This is a genomic window from Streptomyces sp. NPDC056883 (assembly GCF_042788835.1).
Classification (GTDB): Bacteria; Actinomycetota; Actinomycetes; order Streptomycetales; family Streptomycetaceae; genus Streptomyces; species Streptomyces stoeckheimensis.
This window is the reverse complement of sequence record NZ_JBHUBS010000017.1, coordinates 23,614-38,661: the sequence shown is the minus strand read 5'-3', so window position 1 is coordinate 38,661 and position 15,048 is coordinate 23,614. Positions and strand designations below refer to the sequence as shown.

Here is a 15,048-nt window from a genome sequence, read left to right as displayed (position 1 = left end):
GCATGGCAGCCACCACCCACACAGTCAGCAATCAGGCCCCGCCTCTCGTGGGCCACGACGTATACGGCAGCGACCGGGTCCTGAGCGAGGGGGTGGAGCGGCACCTGGCGGACGCCGCACCCGAACTCGCCGCGGAAGTAAGGGAAGAGCTCACGGATCTGGGGCGTGCGGCCGGGTCCCGGCAGGCGCAGGACTGGGGGGCGCAGGCGAACGAGAACCCGCCGAAGCTGCGGACGCACGACCGGTACGGAAACCGGATCGACGAGGTGGAGTTCCATCCCTCGTGGCACCGGCTGCTCGGGCACGCCGTGGGCGCCGGGCTCACCGATGCGTGGGGGCGGCCGGCGGGTCATCTGCGGCGGGCGGCCGGGTTCTTCGTGTGGTCGCAGGCGGAGGCGGGGCACGGGTGCCCGGTCTCGATGACGCACGCGGCGGTACCGGCGCTGCGGACCGATCCGGAGCTGGCGGCCGAATGGGAGCCGCGGCTGACCTCGCACGTGTACGAGGAAGGGCTGCGGCCGGCCGGGCAGAAGGCCGGGGTGCTCTTCGGGATGGGCATGACGGAGAAGCAGGGCGGCAGCGACGTCCGGGCGAACACGACGGCGGCGGTGCCGCTGGACGCCTCGGGCGAGTACCTGCTGACGGGGCACAAGTGGTTCTGCTCGGCGCCGATGTGCGACGGGTTCCTGGTGCTGGCGCAGGCGCCGGGCGGGTTGACCTGCTTCCTGGTGCCGCGGGTGCTGCCGGACGGGACGCGGAACGTCTTCGCGATCCAGCGGCTGAAGGACAAGCTGGGCAACCGGTCGAACGCGTCGAGCGAGGTGGAGTTCGACGGGACGTGGGCGCGGCGGGTGGGCGAGGAGGGCCGGGGGGTGCGGACCATCATCGAGATGGTCGCGGCGACCCGCCTGGACTGCGTGATCGGTTCGGCCTCGCTGATGCGGCAGGCGCTGACGCAGGCCGCTCACCATACGGAGCACCGCTCTGCTTTCGGAGCACCGCTCATCGACCAGCCGCTGATGCGCAACGTGCTCGCCGATCTCGCCCTGGAGTCGGAGGCCGCCACCACCCTGACGCTCCGCCTCGCGGCCGCGTACGACGCCGTCCAGAGCTCGGGCAACGAGCAGGAGCGGGCCTTCCTGCGCATCGCGGTGCCCGCAGCGAAGTACTGGGTGACCAAGCGCTGTACGCCGATGGTGGCGGAGGCCCTGGAATGCCTGGGCGGAAACGGCTACGTCGAGGAGTCCGGGATGCCCCGGCTGCTGCGCGAGTCCCCGCTGAACTCCATCTGGGAGGGATCGGGCAACGTCCAGGCCCTCGACGTGCTGCGCGCCCTCCAGCGCGAGCCGCAGGCGTTGAACGCCTTCCTCCAGGAGGTCGGCCTGGCGCGGGGCGCCGATCACCGGTTGGATTCGGCCATCAAGAACCTGCTGACCGAGCTGGCGGACCTGGAGGGCATCGAGGCACGGGCCCGGCGGGTCGTGGAGCGGATGGCCTTGGTGCTGCAGGGATCCCTGCTGGTGCGCTGGGCCCCGCCGGAGGTGGCCGACGCCTTCTGCGCCTCGCGCCTGGGCGGTGACTGGGGCGCGGCCTTCGGCACGCTGCCGCACAGTCTGGATCTGGGATCCGTGGTGGAACGGGCCCGGATCGCGGGCTGACGAAGGGCCCCAACCCTCCGGAAGCAGGCTCATGCGGAGGGCCCCAACCCTCCGAAAAGCACTGTGGTGCGGGATCCGGGCCCGTTGACCAGGAACAGGGATGGCGCCGCGCCGACTCGGCACCACCCCTGATCCGAGAAGCCCCGAGGAAGGAGCTGTTACGTCGCTCGGCGACGTGCGCACAGTTTCGATCGGGCGACCGGGACTTGGCGAGAGTTGCAAGACGTTGCAACCTTTGACTTGGAACCGCCTTTGGGGGGCGTACCGGTCCGCGCCCGCAAGCGGCAAGCACCGGACGGCCCCGCCGGGCGGGAACCGTCGTACGCATGTTCGGCACGGGGAGGTTCCGGTGGTCCACACCACAGGCAGCGCGGTCGATGCGGCACGCATCTCGGCCATGGACGCGCGCGAGGCCGCGCGTCTGCTCAAGGGGGTACGGGCGGCCGCGCTCGCCGGGGACCGGCCGCCGGCCGCGCCGCGCCCGGAGATCGCCGAGTCCTGGCGCCGGATGATGGCGGGCGGGGTCCACCCGGACCGCGACAGCCGCTCGCGGATGCTGTCGGCCGCCGAGACCGAGGAGCGGCGCCAGACCTCTCCGCTACGGGACCTGCTGCCCGTCCTGCGCGAAGGGCTGCTGCCCGCGCTGGACGAGGCCCTGCACATCATGGTCGTCGCCGACGCCGACGGGCGGCTCCTGTGGCGGGAAGGCCACTCCTCGATCCTGCGCAACGCGGACCGGCTCGGCTTCGGCGTGGGCGCCCACTGGGACGAGGCGGTGGTCGGCACCAACGGGGTGGGCACCGCCCTGGTGGCCCGCAGACCGGTCCAGGTGTTCTCGGCGGAGCACTTCGTCTCCAGCCACCACGACTGGACCTGCGCCGGGGCCCCCGTGCGGGACCCCCGCGACGGGCAGCTGCTGGGGGTCCTCGACGTCAGCGGGCCGCTGGCCACCATGCACCCGGCGACCCTGACGTGGGTGAGCTCGGTGGCCCGGCTCGCGGAGCGGGAGCTGCGGGTGCGGCACCTGGAGTCGCTGGAACGGCTGCGGGCGGTGGCGGCCCCGCTGCTGGCCCGGATGCCGGGGCGGGCGCTGGCCCTGGACGCCAACGGGTGGACCGCGGCCGTCACGGGGCTCGCTCCGACGGAGCGGATCCCGCTGCCCAAGACCTTCGGACCGGGCCGGGTGTGGGTGCCGCAGCTCGGCGACTGCCTGGTGGAGCCGCTGCCGGGCGGCTGGCTGGTGACCGTCACGGAGGCCCGTACCGGCGCCGGGGCGGCGGCCCGCGTCGTCCTCGACCTCAGTCGGCCGGGGGCGTGGCGGGCCACCGTCTACGGGGCTGCGGGGAGCTGGTCGCAGGAGCTGAGCCCGCGCCACGCGGAGCTGCTGTTCCTGCTGGCGGAGTCCCCCCGGGGGCGGTCGGCGGCGGAGCTCGCGCAGGAGCTGTTCGGGGATCCGACCCGCACGGTGACGGTCCGCGCGGAGATCTCCCGGATCCGCCGCAACCTCGGCGGCGTGCTGGCCCACCGCCCGTACCGCTTCGCGCACGACGTGGAGGTGGAGCTGATCCGCCCGGAGAACCCGGCCGCCCTGCTGCCGCACTCCACGGCGCCGGCGGTGATCGGCGCCCGGCTGGGCCGTACGGGGACCGACGTGATTCCCTGACGTCCATGAGCACGAGCACACTGACCACCTGGTCCCTGGAAATGACCGCACCGTCCGACCTCGTCGCGGCGGCCGTCCCGGGCCCGGAGATCCGGATCGTCCGGTCGGAGGTCCCCTCCCCCGAGTTCAGCCGGTTCCTCTACGCCTCGGTGGGCGGCGACATCCACTGGACGGACCGGCTGTCGCTGACCCGTGCGCAGTGGGTGGAGCAGCTCGACCGTCCCGGCGTGGAGACGTGGGTGGCGTACGACCGGGGCACCCCGGCGGGGTACGTGGAACTCGACCCGCAGCCCGACGGTGTGGTGGAGATCATGTACTTCGGCCTCCTCCCCGATTTCCGGGGGCGGCGCATCGGCGGCCACCTGCTGACCGTGGGCATCGAGCGGGCCTGGTCCCTGGCCGAGCGCTGGCCGGAGCTGGCCCCGACGCGGCGCGTCTGGCTGCACACGTGCAGCGACGACGGCCCGACCGCCATGGCGAACTACCTCCGGCGCGGCTTCAAGGTCTTCAAGGAGGAGACGGAGGAGAAGGAGTCCGCTCCGACCCCCGGCCCCTGGCCCGGCGCGTAACCCGGCGGGGCGGGCGGGTGGCGGCCCTGCGGGGCAGTCCCCTACCCGCCCTTCGCCCGTTCCCCGGGCGCTGCCCGGACCCGTCAAAGATTCGCCTCAAACGCCGGCGGGGCTATGAGTAGCCCCGCCGGCGTTTGAGGCGCGGGGTCTGGGGCGGAGCCCCAGGGAACGGTGGAAGGGCGGGTAGGGGACGAGCCCCGCGCAGCGGTGGGGCCGGCGGGGCCAGAGGGGCTCTCGGGGTGACCCCCGTCACCGGGATCTTGCGATGCGAGACGAGTTCGTCCGGATAGTGGACAGTAGTGGACTCCTCCAATCGCCCCATGCCACGCTTCCCCCCATGAACGGAGCTGGAATTGCCTTGGTGAGTCGGCGGCACGTCGACCTCGGCCGCATGTCCAGCGCCATCTGTCCGGCGCGCTGACGCACAGCACCGCCGCGACAGCGCCCCGCACCGACGTCGCCGCGGAAGCGAACACACCGCCCGCCGTCAGCCACCACAGCAGTCCCCTGTAGGCCGTCCGTCGCCCCAAAAAGGCGGCGAAACAGCCACATCCGCTCCACGCGCGCCAGGGGTCACGCCGCCGCTCCCCCTGCCCCTGCCTCGAGCCGCCGAAGAAGGACGTACCGCCATGGCCGCCACCCCCGATACGACCGCAGCCGCCGCACCCGCCGCCGCCGCGCGCCGCAAGACCGGCCGTCACCGCGGTGAGGGCCAGTGGGCCGTCGGCCACCACACGCCCCTCAACGGCAACGAGCAGTTCAAGAAGGACGACGACGGTCTCAATGTGCGCGCGCGCATCGAGAACATCTACTCCAAGGCGGGCTTCGACTCGATCGACCCCAACGACCTGCGCGGCCGTATGCGCTGGTGGGGCCTCTACACCCAGCGCAAGCCCGGGATCGACGGCGGCAAGACCGCGATCCTGGAGCCGGAGGAGCTGGACGACAAGTACTTCATGCTGCGCGTCCGCATCGACGGCGGCCGGCTCACCACCGAGCAGCTGCGCGTCATCGGCGAGATCTCCGAGGAGTTCGCCCGCGGCACCGCCGACCTCACGGACCGGCAGAACGTGCAGTACCACTGGATCCGCATCGAGGACGTCCCGGAGATCTGGCGCCGTCTGGAGGCCGTCGGCCTCTCGACCACCGAGGCCTGCGGTGACACCCCCCGCGTGATCCTCGGCTCGCCCGTCGCCGGCATCGCGCTGGACGAGATCATCGACGGCACCCCCGCCATCGACGAGATCTACGCCCGCATCGTGGGCAACCCCGCCTTCTCGAACCTGCCCCGCAAGTTCAAGTCCGCGATCTCCGGCTCGCCGCTGCTCGACGTGGCGCACGAGATCAACGACATCGCCTTCGTGGGCGTGAACCACCCCGAGCACGGCCCCGGCTTCGACGTCTGGGTCGGCGGCGGTCTCTCCACCAACCCGAAGCTGGGTGTGCGCCTGGGCACCTGGGTCTCGCTCGACGAGGTCCCGGACGTCTACGAGGGCGTCATCTCGATCTTCCGCGACTACGGCTACCGCCGGCTGCGCACCCGCGCCCGCCTGAAGTTCCTCGTCGCCGACTGGGGCCCGGCCAAGTTCCGCCAGGTCCTGGAGGACGAGTACCTCAAGCGCGAGCTGACCGACGGCCCCGCCCCCGAGCAGCCCACCGGCCAGTGGCGCGACCACGTCGGCGTGCACCAGCAGCAGGACGGCAAGTTCTACGTCGGCTTCGCGCCCCGCGTGGGCCGTGTCGACGGCGCCACCCTGACGAAGATCGCCGCCGTCGCCGAGCAGCACGGTTCCGCCCGGCTGCGCACCACCGCCGAGCAGAAGATGATCGTGCTCGACATCGAAGCGGGCCAGGTCGACTCGGTCGTCGCGGCCCTGGAGGCGCTCGACCTGCGGGTCAACCCGTCCCCGTTCCGCCGCGGCACGATGGCCTGCACCGGCATCGAGTTCTGCAAGCTGGCCATCGTCGAGACGAAGGCGCGCGGCGCCTCGCTGATCGACGAACTGGAGCGCCGCCTGCCGGAGTTCGCCGAGCCGCTCACCATCAACATCAACGGCTGCCCGAACGCCTGCGCCCGTATCCAGGTGGCGGACATCGGTCTCAAGGGCCAGCTGGTCCTGGACGACGAGGGCAACCAGGTCGAGGGCTACCAGGTCCACCTGGGCGGCGCACTCGGGCTGGAGGCCGGATTCGGCCGCAAGGTCCGCGGGCTCAAGGTCACCTCGGCCGGTCTGCCCGACTACGTCGAGCGGGTCGTCTCGCGCTTCGAGAACCAGCGCGAGGACGGCGAGCGCTTCGCCGCCTGGGTCGGCCGTGCCAAGGACGAGGACCTGTCGTGAGCGAGCGCGCCGCACCGTTCTACTGCCCGTACTGCGGCGACGAGGACCTGTTCCCGAACGAAACAGGCCACGGCGCCTGGGAATGCAGGGCCTGCAATCGAGCCTTCCAGCTGAAGTACCTCGGGCTGCTGGCCCGGGGTGTTCAGTCCAACGACGCTGGAGGGGACGAGATATGACCACGATTCAGGACGCCGGTCTCACGGACGGTTCTCAGAACGGCGGCCTCAAGGAGCTGGCCGAGCAGGCGGGCCGTGACCTCGAGGACTCCACCCCGCTGGAGATCCTCACCTGGGCGGCCGAGACCTTCGGCAAGAAGTTCGCCGTGACCTCCTCCATGGAGGACGCGGTCGTCGCCCACCTCGCCTCCCGCGCCTTCCCCGGCGTGGACGTGGTCTTCCTCGACACCGGCTACCACTTCGAGGAGACCATCGGCACCCGTGACGCGGTCGAGGCCGTGATGAACGTCAACGTCATCACCCTCACCCCGCGCCAGAGCGTCGCCGAGCAGGACGCCGAGTACGGCCCCAAGCTGCACGACCGCGACCCCGACCTGTGCTGCGCGCTGCGCAAGGTCAAGCCCCTGGAAGAGGGCCTGACGGCGTACGACGCATGGGCGACGGGCCTGCGCCGCGACGAGTCCCCGACCCGGGCGAACACCCCGGTGGTCAGCTGGGACGAGAAGCGGCAGAAGGTCAAGGTCTCGCCGATCGCCCGCTGGACGCAGGACGACGTGGACGCGTACGTCCTGGAGCACGGCGTACTCACCAACCCGCTGCTGATGGACGGTTACGCCTCCGTCGGCTGCGCCCCCTGCACCCGACGGGTGGCGGAGGGCGAGGACGCCCGCGCCGGCCGCTGGGCCGGGCGCGGCAAGACCGAGTGCGGACTGCACGGCTGATGACGACCACCAGCACGGCCACCAGCGCGACCGACGAACGTACCGAACCGACGGAGACGAACCAGATGAGCGTGAGCGACCAGGGCGCCACCGTGTGGCTGACCGGGCTGCCGAGCGCGGGCAAGACCACCATCGCCTACGCGCTGGCCGAGCGGCTGCGCGCCGAGGGCCACCGCGTGGAGGTCCTCGACGGCGACGAGATCCGCGAGTTCCTCTCCGCCGGCCTCGGCTTCAGCCGCGAGGACCGGCACACCAACGTGCAGCGGATCGGCTTCGTCGCCGAACTCCTCGCGTCCAACGGCGTCAAGGCGCTCGTCCCGGTGATCGCGCCGTTCGCGGACAGCCGCGAGGCCGTCCGCAAGCGGCACGCCGCCGAGGGCACGAGCTACCTCGAAGTGCACGTGGCCACTCCGGTGGAGGTGTGCTCCGAGCGTGATGTGAAGGGCCTGTACGCCAAGCAGGCGGCGGGCGAGATCTCCGGTCTGACCGGGGTCGACGACCCGTACGAGGCACCGGAGTCCCCGGACCTCCGTATCGAGTCGCACACGCAGTCCGTACAGGAGTCGGCTTCGGCCCTGCACGCACTGCTCACCGAGAGGGGTCTGGCATGACCGCCACCGTCGCACACGTCCACGAAGGGACGGACGCGCCCTACGCGCTGTCGCACCTCGACGCCCTCGAATCGGAGGCCGTGCACATCTTCCGCGAGGTGGCGGGCGAGTTCGAGAAGCCGGTGATCCTCTTCTCGGGCGGCAAGGACTCCATCGTCATGCTGCACCTGGCGCTGAAGGCGTTCGCGCCCGCGCCGGTGCCGTTCACCCTGCTCCACGTGGACACGGGCCACAACTTCCCCGAGGTCCTGGACTACCGCGACCGCGCGGTCGCCAAGCACGGTCTGCGCCTGCACGTGGCCTCCGTCCAGGAGTACATCGACGCCGGCAAGCTGCGCGAGCGTCCCGACGGCGTCCGCAACCCGCTGCAGACCGTCCCCCTCACGGAGGCGATCCAGCAGCTGAAGTTCGACGCCGTCTTCGGCGGCGGCCGCCGCGACGAGGAGAAGGCCCGCGCCAAGGAGCGCGTCTTCTCCCTGCGCGACGAGTTCTCCCAGTGGGACCCGCGCCGCCAGCGCCCCGAGCTGTGGCAGCTCTACAACGGCCGCCACGCACCGGGCGAGCACGTGCGCGTCTTCCCGCTGTCCAACTGGACCGAGCTGGACGTGTGGCAGTACATCGCCCGCGAGAAGATCGAACTGCCGGAGATCTACTTCGCCCACGAGCGCGAGGTCTTCCAGCGCAACGGCATGTGGCTGACGGCCGGCGAGTGGGGCGGCGCCAAGGAAGGCGAGACCACCGAGACCCGCCTGATCCGCTACCGCACCGTCGGTGACATGTCCTGCACCGGTGCCGTCGACTCCGACGCCACCACGCTGGACGCCGTGATCACCGAAATCGCCGCCTCCCGCCTCACCGAGCGGGGCGCGACCCGCGCCGACGACAAGCTGTCCGAGGCCGCGATGGAAGACCGCAAGCGCGAAGGGTACTTCTAGAAATGACCTCCACCACCGAGCAGTTCGCCGATCTCTCGGCGACCACGCTGCTGCGCTTCGCGACCGCGGGCTCCGTCGACGACGGCAAGTCCACCCTGGTCGGCCGCCTCCTGCACGACTCCAAGTCGGTCCTCACCGACCAGCTGGAAGCCGTGGAGCGGGTCTCGGCCAGCCGCGGTCAGGACACCCCCGACCTGGCGCTGCTCACCGACGGCCTGCGGGCCGAGCGGGAGCAGGGCATCACCATCGACGTGGCCTACCGCTACTTCGCGACCGCCCGGCGCCGGTTCATCCTGGCCGACACCCCCGGGCACGTGCAGTACACCCGGAACATGGTCACCGGCGCCTCCACGGCCGACCTCGCCGTGGTGCTCGTCGACGCCCGCAACGGCGTGATCGAGCAGACCCGCAGGCACGCCGCCGTCGCGGCCCTCCTCCGGGTTCCCCACGTGGTCCTGGCCGTCAACAAGATGGACCTCGCGGGCTACGAGGAAGCCGTCTTCGCGAAGATCGCCGAGGAGTTCACCGCGTACGCCACGGGTCTCGGCGTCCCGGAGATCACCGCGATCCCGATCTCCGCCCTGGCCGGCGACAACGTGGTGGAGCCCTCCGCGAACATGGACTGGTACGGCGGCCCCACGGTGCTGGAGCACCTGGAGACCGTCCCGGTCAGCCACGACCTCACCGCCTGCCCGGCGCGTTTCCCGGTGCAGTACGTGATCCGTCCGCAGACCGCCGAGCACCCGGACTACCGGGGCTACGCGGGTCAGATCGCCTCCGGCGTGCTGCGCGTCGGCGAGGCCGTCACCGTCCTGCCGTCGGGCCGCACCTCGGTCATCGAGGGCATCGACGCGCTCGGCGAGAGCGTCGACATCGCGTGGGCCCCGCAGTCGGTGACCCTGCGTCTGAAGGACGACATCGACATCTCGCGCGGCGACCTGATCGCGCCGTCGTCGAGCGCCCCGGCCACCACGCAGGACGTCGTGGCGACGGTCTGCCACGTGGCGGACCAGCCCCTCGCCGTGGGCGCCCGGGTGCTGATCAAGCACACCACGCGCACGGTGAAGGCGATCGTCAAGGAGATCCCCTCGCGGCTGACCCTGGACGACCTGTCCCAGCACCCGAACCCCGGGCAGCTGGTGGCCAACGACATCGGCCGCGTCGTCGTCCGTACCGCCGAGCCGCTCGCGCTCGACACGTACGCCGACTCGCGCCGCACCGGTTCCTTCCTGCTGATCGACCCGGCGGACGGCACCACCCTGGCGGCCGGCATGGTCGGCGAATCCTTCGCCTCGACCGCCGAGACCACCGTTCAAGCTGATGAGGAAGGGTGGGACTTCTGATCATGCTTGCCGATATCTACTCCACCTTCGCGAAGGAGGGCGGCCGTGTAGGCAGCGGCTCCCTCGGCAGCGGCACGGGAGGTGTGGGGCGATGTGCGTGATGACGTACGCGCACCGCATGCGCGCCCACACCCCCCACGAGCCGTACCTGCCCTTGCACCACAGACGAAGACCTGCGTCGTAACCTCACGGCGCTTCGAGAGGAAGTCCTCCCGTGCCTGCCACCCGTTCTCCGCATTCCCGTATTGGCCTTCGCCGCAGCATCGTCGCCGCTGCCGCCCTCCCGCTCCTGATCGGCGGGCTCGCCTCGTGCGGCTACGGCTCCGAGGCCGAGAAGGACGACGCCCCGAAGGCGAACGTCGCTGACGACTCCGGCAAGAAGCTGTCGGCCTCCGAGGTCCGGATCGGCTACTTCCCGAACCTGACGCACGCCACCGCGCTGGTCGGCCTCCAGGAAGGCCTGATCGCCAAGGAACTCGGCGCCACCACCATCAAGCCGCAGTCCTTCAACGCCGGCCCCTCCGAGATCGAAGCCCTCAACGGCGGCTCTCTCGACATCGGCTTCATCGGCCCCTCGCCGTCCATCAACGCCTACGTCAAGTCCAAGGGCTCCAACCTGCGGATCATCTCCGGCTCCGCCTCCGGCGGCGTGAAGCTGGTCGTGAACCCGGCGAAGATCAAGACCCTGGACGACCTCAAGGGCAAGAACATCGCCACCCCGCAGAAGGGGAACACGCAGGACGTCGCGTTCCTCAACTGGATCTCGGAGAAGGGCTGGAAGGTCGACCCGGAGTCCGGCAAGGGTGACGTCTCCGTCGTCCGCACCGACAACAAGGTCACCCCGGACGCCTTCAAGTCGGGCTCCATCGACGGCGCCTGGGTCCCCGAGCCCACCGCCTCCAAGCTCGTCGCCGACGGCGGCTCCGTCCTCCTCGACGAGACCGCCCTGTGGCCCGACAAGAAGTTCGTGATCACGAACATCATCGTGTCGCAGAAGTTCCTCAAGGAGCACGCGGACGTCGTCGAGGCCGTGCTCAAGGGCACCGTCAAGACCAACGAGTGGATCAACGCCAACCCGGACAAGGCCAAGGCCTCCGCGAACGCGAAGCTCGCCGCCGAAGGCGGCAAGCCCCTCGACGCCAAGGTCATCGACCCGGCCTGGCCCAGCATCCTCATCACCGACGACCCCCTCGCCGCAACGCTGAAGACGCAGTCGGAGTGGGCGGTCAAGGCCAAGCTCATCGAGCAGCCCGACCTCAACGGCATCTACGACCTGACGCTTCTGAACAAGGTCCTCAAGGCCGCGGGCAAGCCCGAAGTCTCCGACGCCGGCCTCGGCGCCACCAAGTAACCCCGTAGACCAGCAACCCCAGGAGGTGACGACCATGGCCACCATGCTTGCCAAGGCTGCCGAGGGCTCCGTAGCGGAGCTGACGCACGCCGCCCGCATCGAGCACGTCTCGAAGTCCTTCTCCGGCCCGGCCGGATCGCAGCTCGTCCTGGACGACATCAGCCTCGATGTCGCTCCCGGAGAGTTCGTCACCATCTTGGGCGCCTCGGGGTGTGGAAAGTCCACCCTGCTCAACCTGGTCGCCGGACTGGACAAGCCGTCCGCGGGGTCGATCGAGACCCCCGGCGGCCGTCCGGCCCTGATGTTCCAGGAGCACGCCCTCTTCCCGTGGCTCACCGCGGGCAAGAACATCGAACTCGCCCTGCGCCTGCGCGGGGTGGCCAAGGCCGACCGCAAGCCGGAGGCCGAGCGGCTGCTGGAGCTGGTCCGGCTCGGCGGCTCGTACGGCAAGCGGGTCCACGAACTGTCCGGCGGCATGCGCCAGCGCGTGGCCCTGGCCCGGGCGCTCGCCCAGGACAGCCAGCTGCTGCTGATGGACGAGCCGTTCGCGGCGCTCGACGCCATCACCCGTGACGTGCTGCACGGCGAGCTCACCCGCATCTGGGAAGAGACGAACCTCTCCGTCCTGTTCGTCACGCACAACGTCCGCGAGGCCGTACGGCTCGCGCAGCGTGTGGTCCTGCTGTCCTCGCGCCCCGGCCGGGTCGCCAAGGAGTGGACCGTGGGCATTCCGCAGCCGCGCCGCATCGAGGACGCGGACGTCGCGGAGCTGTCCCTTGAGATCACTGAACACCTGCGTGGGGAGATCCGCCGCCATGGCCAGCACTGACACCACTCCCGAGGCCCCGTCCAAGGCCAAGGCCGACGACCTCGCCGGACTGGAGGCGGGCCTCGACGCGCTCGACGCCGTCCAGACCCACCGCACCCCGATCCGCGAAGTCCTGGTCAAGAAGGTCCTGCCGCCGGTCCTCGCCGTCGGCCTGGTCCTCCTCGTCTGGCAGATCCTGGTCGCGGCGCACGTCACCGAGGAGACCAAGCTCCCCGCCCTGTCCTCCGTCTGGGACAGCCTGTCCGACATGTGGGTGAAGGGCACCCTGCTTGAGGTCATCTGGACCAGCGTCTCGCGCGGTCTGCTCGGCTTCCTGCTCGCCCTGGCCATCGGCACCCCGCTCGGTCTGCTCGTCGCCCGGGTGAAGTTCGTCCGCGCCGCGATCGGCCCGATCCTGCAGGGCCTGCAGTCGCTGCCCTCCGTCGCCTGGGTGCCCCCGGCGGTGCTCTGGTTCGGGCTCAACGACGCGATGATGTACACCGTCATCCTGCTCGGCGCCGTCCCGTCGATCGCCAACGGCCTCGTCTCCGGCATCGACCAGATCCCGCCGCTGTTCCTGCGGGCCGGTCGCACCCTCGGCGCCACCGGGCTGCGCGGCGCCTGGCACGTGGTCATGCCGGCCGCGCTGCCCGGCTACCTGGCCGGTCTCAAGCAGGGCTGGGCCTTCTCCTGGCGCTCCCTGATGGCCGCCGAGATCATCGCCAGCTCCCCCGACCTGGGCCTGGGCCTGGGCCAGCTCCTCGAGAACGGCCGCAACAACATCGACCTGCCCGGCGTGTTCCTCGCGATCATCCTGATCCTGGTCGTCGGCATCGCGATCGACCTGCTGATCTTCAGCCCGGTCGAGCGGTGGGTGCTGCGCACCCGCGGCCTGCTGGTCAAGAGCTGATCACGTGTCCGCGCACGTCACGCACTCCACGCAGGCCCCCGCCCTGCTGGTCATCGCCCACGGCAGCCGCGACCCGCGGCACGCGGCGACCGTACACGCCCTCACCCGGCGGGTACGGGCGCTGCGGCCGGGGCTGCGCGTGGAAACCGCCTTCCTGGACTTCGACACCCCGACCGTCGACCAGGCGGTGGCCTCGCTCTACCTGTCGGGCGTACGCGACATCGTGGCGCTCCCGCTGCTCCTGACGCGGGCGTTCCACGCGAAGTCCGACATCCCGGCGGTGCTCGCCGGAGCCACGTCCCACCTGCCGGACCTCTCGGTCCGGATCGCGGATGTGCTCGGCCCGTCGCCGCTGCTGCTGGCGACCCTGGAGCGCCGGCTGTGGGAAGCCGGCCTCACCCCGGCGGACCGCGCCACCACCGGTGTGGTGCTCGCGTCCGCCGGTTCCTCCGACCCGGAGGCGATCGCAGTGATCGCTGAAATCGCGCGGGAGTGGCGGCACACCGGTTGGTGCGCCGTGCGGCCTGCGTTCGCCTCCGCTGTTCTCCCCCGGACCGAGGACGCCGTACGGGCGCTGCGCGCGGAGGGCGTCCGCCGGATCGCGGTGGCCCCCTACGTCATCGCCCCCGGCCGGCTCCCCGACCGCATCACGGCGGGCGCCGAAGCCGCGGGGGCCGACGTGATCGCGGCCGTCCTGGGCCCCTCCCCGGAACTGGCCCGCCTGCTGCTCCGCAGGTTCGACGCGGCAGCCCCGTCCCGCATCCCGGCCCTGGCGGCGTAGCCGCTGCGCGGGGCCGGGTCCCCTAAACGCCGGACGGGCTGGAATGTGCCGCTGCGCGGCACATCTCAGCCTCGCCGGCGTTTGAGGCGCGGGGTCTGGGGCGGAGCCCCGGGGAACGGTGGAAGGGCGGGTAGGGGACTTCGCCCCGCAGGGCCTGCCTACGCCCGCGCCGCGGCCTCGTCGGCCAGGGCCGTCAGGTCCTCGATGGACATCGCGCCCGGCGGCAGACCCTCCCGCGCAAAGATGTTCGCCGCGACGCGCAGCGTGTCGTTGACCGGCGTGGCCACCCCGTGCAGCCGCCCCAGCAGCACGATCTCCCCGTTGAGATAGTCCGCCTCCACCGACCCCGTCCCCCGCGCCAGGCTCTGCCAGGACGACCCGCCCCGCACCACACCCGCCGGTGCCTCCACCTTGCCGTCGCGGGCCTCCGCCTGCTCGGCGTCCGAGGCACAGGTGATGCCCGCGGCAGCGAAGGCGGCCTTCGCCTCACGCACGGCCCGCAGCAGCAGCGCCGCCTTCGCGGGCTCCGGCTCGGGGCCGGTCGTCGCCTGGACCGCGTTGCCCAGGTTGCCCAGCAGCTTCGCGTACTTCCACCGCATCACGTCCTCGACGACCGGCGCCCCGAACCCCGCCTTCTCCAGGTCGGCCGCGATCCGCCGGGCGGTCCCGTCGGCGCCCCCGGCGGCCTTGCCGAGGTGCAGGATCCCGGTCAGCGGAGTGCACAGCGCGGAGACCACGCCCGGCTCCAGGAAGGTCGCCGGCAGCCACACGCAGACCCCGTACACGCGCGCGAAGCGCCGTAGGGCGAGGCGTTCGCTCTCCACGCCGTTCTGCGCGCACAGCACCGGCAGCCGCTGGGCGGCCGTACCGCCGCCGGCGACCTCCGCGTCACCCCACGCGTCGAGCGCGGCCAGCGCGTCCTGGGTCTTCACGGTCAGCACGAGCACGTCGTCGGGGCGCAGTTCACCCAGCTCCGCCGGCCCCGTGACGGCGGGCAGCCGGTGCACCCGCTCCCCGTCCGCCGTGGTGAGCCGCAGCCCGTTCGTCCGCAGGGCCTCCGCGTGGGGGCCGCGCGCGACGAGGACGACCTCGCTGCCGGATTCCGCGAGCCGTCCGCCGATGGTCGCGCCGATCGCTCCGGCGCCGATGATGATGTAACGCATGACCTCGAGCCTGGCACAT

At 71.5% G+C, this 15,048-nt stretch carries 15 protein-coding genes; 14 read left to right on the top strand and 1 reads right to left on the bottom strand.

All coding sequences use genetic code 11. The features are described from left to right. The first annotated feature begins 2 nt into the window (after positions 1-2). The 14 genes from ACFRU2_RS32280 to ACFRU2_RS32215 all read left to right on the top strand — a co-directional run bounded on the left by ACFRU2_RS32280 (position 3) and on the right by ACFRU2_RS32215 (position 13,866). Positions 3-1,658, top strand: coding sequence for an acyl-CoA dehydrogenase family protein (locus ACFRU2_RS32280; RefSeq protein WP_382978916.1), 1,656 nt, complete (start codon positions 3-5; stop codon positions 1,656-1,658). A 397-nt stretch (positions 1,659-2,055) separates the two neighbouring features. After that, complete coding sequence (locus ACFRU2_RS32275; RefSeq protein ID WP_382979185.1) at positions 2,056-3,321, top strand: GAF domain-containing protein; 1,266 nt, start codon at positions 2,056-2,058, stop codon at positions 3,319-3,321. Between the two features lie 5 nt (positions 3,322-3,326). Then, positions 3,327-3,890, top strand: a complete 564-nt coding sequence (locus tag ACFRU2_RS32270) for a GNAT family N-acetyltransferase (RefSeq protein ID WP_382978913.1) — start codon at positions 3,327-3,329, stop codon at positions 3,888-3,890. A 265-nt stretch (positions 3,891-4,155) separates the two neighbouring features. Next, positions 4,156-4,311: a putative leader peptide gene (locus ACFRU2_RS32265; RefSeq protein WP_351382296.1), complete on the top strand. Its 156-nt coding sequence runs from the start codon at positions 4,156-4,158 to the stop codon at positions 4,309-4,311. Between the two features lie 208 nt (positions 4,312-4,519). After that, positions 4,520-6,229 carry a nitrite/sulfite reductase gene (locus ACFRU2_RS32260; RefSeq protein WP_382978909.1) on the top strand — a complete coding sequence of 570 codons (1,710 nt, stop codon included), beginning with the start codon at positions 4,520-4,522 and terminating at the stop codon, positions 6,227-6,229. Next, entirely contained in the window at positions 6,226-6,405 is a 180-nt protein-coding gene (locus tag ACFRU2_RS32255) for a DpnI domain-containing protein (protein ID WP_214956597.1), read from the top strand. The genes ACFRU2_RS32260 and ACFRU2_RS32255 overlap by 4 nt, the downstream gene beginning before the upstream one ends. After that, the gene (locus ACFRU2_RS32250; protein WP_382978906.1) at positions 6,402-7,127 is read left to right on the top strand and encodes a phosphoadenylyl-sulfate reductase; all 726 of its coding nucleotides are present in this window, start codon (positions 6,402-6,404) and stop codon (positions 7,125-7,127) included. Before ACFRU2_RS32255 ends, ACFRU2_RS32250 begins: the two co-directional genes overlap by 4 nt. Continuing rightward, complete coding sequence (cysC, locus tag ACFRU2_RS32245) at positions 7,127-7,738, top strand: adenylyl-sulfate kinase (RefSeq protein WP_382978903.1); 612 nt, start codon at positions 7,127-7,129, stop codon at positions 7,736-7,738. The genes ACFRU2_RS32250 and cysC overlap by 1 nt, the downstream gene beginning before the upstream one ends. Further along, positions 7,735-8,673, top strand: coding sequence for a sulfate adenylyltransferase subunit CysD (gene cysD, locus ACFRU2_RS32240; protein ID WP_250744141.1), 939 nt, complete (start codon positions 7,735-7,737; stop codon positions 8,671-8,673). Before cysC ends, cysD begins: the two co-directional genes overlap by 4 nt. A gap of 2 nt (positions 8,674-8,675) precedes the next feature. Next, complete coding sequence (locus ACFRU2_RS32235) at positions 8,676-10,016, top strand: sulfate adenylyltransferase subunit 1 (protein ID WP_382978900.1); 1,341 nt, start codon at positions 8,676-8,678, stop codon at positions 10,014-10,016. A 214-nt stretch (positions 10,017-10,230) separates the two neighbouring features. Continuing rightward, positions 10,231-11,367 carry an aliphatic sulfonate ABC transporter substrate-binding protein gene (locus ACFRU2_RS32230; protein ID WP_382978897.1) on the top strand — a complete coding sequence of 379 codons (1,137 nt, stop codon included), beginning with the start codon at positions 10,231-10,233 and terminating at the stop codon, positions 11,365-11,367. 34 nt (positions 11,368-11,401) lie between these two features. Then, a complete protein-coding gene (locus ACFRU2_RS32225) occupies positions 11,402-12,196 on the top strand; it encodes an ABC transporter ATP-binding protein (protein WP_274550100.1) in 795 nt (264 codons plus the stop codon). Continuing rightward, positions 12,183-13,085 carry an ABC transporter permease gene (locus tag ACFRU2_RS32220; protein WP_382978894.1) on the top strand — a complete coding sequence of 301 codons (903 nt, stop codon included), beginning with the start codon at positions 12,183-12,185 and terminating at the stop codon, positions 13,083-13,085. Before ACFRU2_RS32225 ends, ACFRU2_RS32220 begins: the two co-directional genes overlap by 14 nt. Before the next feature lie 4 nt (positions 13,086-13,089). After that, positions 13,090-13,866: a sirohydrochlorin chelatase gene (locus tag ACFRU2_RS32215; RefSeq protein WP_382978891.1), complete on the top strand. Its 777-nt coding sequence runs from the start codon at positions 13,090-13,092 to the stop codon at positions 13,864-13,866. 158 nt (positions 13,867-14,024) lie between these two features. Here the strand turns inward: ACFRU2_RS32215 and ACFRU2_RS32210 are convergent, their stop codons facing one another. Further along, complete coding sequence (locus tag ACFRU2_RS32210) at positions 14,025-15,029, bottom strand: ketopantoate reductase family protein (RefSeq protein ID WP_382978889.1); 1,005 nt, start codon at positions 15,027-15,029, stop codon at positions 14,025-14,027. Between the last annotated feature and the right edge of the window lie 19 nt (positions 15,030-15,048).

Bases quoted from the DNA above. Each gene is read 5' to 3' on its own strand.
- ACFRU2_RS32265 (WP_351382296.1), top strand. From the start codon at position 4,156: ATGCGAGACGAGTTCGTCCGGATAGTGGACAGTAGTGGACTCCTCCAA.
- ACFRU2_RS32250 (WP_382978906.1), top strand. From the start codon at position 6,402: ATGACCACGATTCAGGACGCCGGTCTCACGGACGGTTCTCAGAACGGC.
- cysD (WP_250744141.1), top strand. From the start codon at position 7,735: ATGACCGCCACCGTCGCACACGTCCACGAAGGGACGGACGCGCCCTAC.
- ACFRU2_RS32235 (WP_382978900.1), top strand. From the start codon at position 8,676: ATGACCTCCACCACCGAGCAGTTCGCCGATCTCTCGGCGACCACGCTG.
- cysC (WP_382978903.1), top strand. From the start codon at position 7,127: ATGACGACCACCAGCACGGCCACCAGCGCGACCGACGAACGTACCGAA.
- ACFRU2_RS32280 (WP_382978916.1), top strand. From the start codon at position 3: ATGGCAGCCACCACCCACACAGTCAGCAATCAGGCCCCGCCTCTCGTG.
- ACFRU2_RS32210 (WP_382978889.1), bottom strand. From the start codon at position 15,029: ATGCGTTACATCATCATCGGCGCCGGAGCGATCGGCGCGACCATCGGC.
- ACFRU2_RS32225 (WP_274550100.1), top strand. From the start codon at position 11,402: ATGGCCACCATGCTTGCCAAGGCTGCCGAGGGCTCCGTAGCGGAGCTG.
- ACFRU2_RS32275 (WP_382979185.1), top strand. From the start codon at position 2,056: ATGGACGCGCGCGAGGCCGCGCGTCTGCTCAAGGGGGTACGGGCGGCC.
- ACFRU2_RS32270 (WP_382978913.1), top strand. From the start codon at position 3,327: ATGAGCACGAGCACACTGACCACCTGGTCCCTGGAAATGACCGCACCG.
- ACFRU2_RS32260 (WP_382978909.1), top strand. From the start codon at position 4,520: ATGGCCGCCACCCCCGATACGACCGCAGCCGCCGCACCCGCCGCCGCC.
- ACFRU2_RS32220 (WP_382978894.1), top strand. From the start codon at position 12,183: ATGGCCAGCACTGACACCACTCCCGAGGCCCCGTCCAAGGCCAAGGCC.